Raw genomic sequence first — 255 nt, forward strand, 5'->3', positions numbered from 1 at the left:
GATCAAGTCGTGACTTTTTTCAAGCATCTCAAGAGGTGGCTGAGCAGCGCCTCTAATAGCTTTCTGAATTTCTTTCTGGCGTCTTTCTTTTTCATCTTCATTACCTTTGGGCAGCTTGTATGCCATCAGAACAGGCTCAAAAGCAACTGCATCATCTTTTGCCAGCTGTTCAAATGCTTTTCTCAAATCATGTGACGCTTCCAGAGCCTGTGTAATCTCTTCTGAATAATCAGCATAGGCCTTCTTGTCTTTCTG

At 42.7% G+C, this 255-nt stretch carries 1 protein-coding gene; it reads right to left on the reverse strand.

The features are described 5' to 3' along the window. Window positions 1-255 (reverse strand): cyclodeaminase/cyclohydrolase family protein (locus tag ACYQ2O_RS13620; protein ID WP_459796868.1); only part of this gene is annotated, 255 nt, incomplete at both ends.

Source organism: Alkalibacterium sp. m-11 (genome assembly GCF_054658155.1).